This window comes from Bacillus sp. P4_D3 (assembly GCF_056401855.1).
This window is the reverse complement of sequence record NZ_JBFUIN010000661.1, coordinates 1-1,700: the sequence shown is the minus strand read 5'-3', so window position 1 is coordinate 1,700 and position 1,700 is coordinate 1. Positions and strand designations below refer to the sequence as shown.

General features: G+C 35.3%; 1 protein-coding gene. It reads right to left on the bottom strand.

Translation table 11 applies throughout. The features are described from left to right. Positions 1–69: 69 nt before the first annotated feature. Positions 70–1,700: peptide ABC transporter substrate-binding protein (locus AC1DTM_RS25330; RefSeq protein ID WP_477001172.1), on the bottom strand; the 1,631-nt coding region annotated here is incomplete at its 5' end.

The window sequence follows — 1,700 nt, the reverse complement described above, 5'->3', positions numbered from 1 at the left end:
CCTTATTCTCCTATCCATACAAAAAAAGCATTTCAAAAGCATATTAGCCACTTTTGAAATGCTTTCATGTTATTTCTTTCCGCCATCCTCAGTTACATACGCCCACTTAAAGCTATATTCTGGACTGATGTTGTGTTTCACAACTCCTTTTACATTCGGTTTCATTACATATGATCTTCCTGTTTGATATAAAGGAACTAATCCTGCATCTTCTTCAAGGAATAATTTTTCTGCTTTTCCTAACGTTTCCCAGCGCTTCTTCGGATCAGATAATAATTCATTACCTGCTTTTTGCACCATTTCATCGTATTTTGGATTCGAATAACTCATTTGGTTATACGGGCTCTTCGAGTCAAACATATCAATAAATGTCATTGGATCCGCATAATCTGGGCTCCAGCCTGCATAAGAGATTTCATAATCTTGCGCTGACTCTAATTTTAATTTTTGTTTGAACGGCTGAATTTTCGTATTAATCGTTACACCTTTTAAATTTTTCTCAATTTGATCTTTAACATAATCAGCAATCTTTTTCGCAGTTCCATCATCATAGCTTAGTAATTCAATTGTAACTTGATCTTTKCCAAGYTCYTTYTTCGCTTCTTCCCATGCWGCWGCTGCYTTTTTSGWRTCTTGTTTCAGACCATTTTTAAAYGTMTCTTGGWAATCTTTACCGTCMGGTCCTGTCGCAAGCCCTTTTGGAACCAATTGATCTGTTGCTTTTGATCCATTATTTAAAATAACGTTTGCTAAGCCCTTTTTATCAAYTGATAACGCAATTGCTTCACGWARTTTTTTGCTCTTTAAYGGTGTATCTTGTCCGTTACGCTTTTGATTTAAACGTAAGAAGAATGTACTTGATTCTGCATACTCACCGTACTCATCTTTATTCGATTTATATTTATCTACAAACTCTCCTGATAGTAGTGTGAAATCAATTGATCCTGTATCATATAAATTTACTTTCGTAGCAACTTCTTTTACTACACTATAATTAATTTCTTCTAATTTCACAGTCTTATTATCCCAATATTTATCATTTTTCTTCAACTGCCATCCTTGTTCATGTTTCCATGAAGACATAACGAATGGCCCGTTATACACCGTTGTATCTGCTTCTAAACCAAACTTATCTCCTTTTTCTTTTACAAACTTTTCATTTAATGGATAGTATGACGGGAATGCTAATAAATTTAAGAAATATGGTACTGGTTTTTCTAATTCTACTTCTAGCGTGTAATCATCTACCGCCTTCGCTCCTAATTCACTTCCAGGTTTTTCACCTTTATTAATCGCTTCTGCATTTTTAATATAGTAGGCAATAAACGCATATTCCGCCGCTGTGTTTTTATCAAGTAAGCGCTGCCATCCGTATACGAAATCTTTCGCTGTTACAGGATCTCCATTTGACCATTTCGCATCTTTACGCAGTTTAAACGTATATTTTTTACCATCTTCGCTTTTCGTACTTGATTCTGCTGCAGCCGGAATAGGCTTATTATCTTTATCAAGACGATATAAACCTTCCATTGTGTTCCCTAAAATTTGTGCCCCTAACGTATCAGTAGATTTAGAAGTATCCATCGTCGGAATTTCTTGGTTTTCCGTACGATTTAATACTTGCTTCGCTGCATATTTAATATCAGATTTTTTTTCTTCCCCACTATTAGATGTAGTAGTCGTTTTCTTCTCCCCACCTG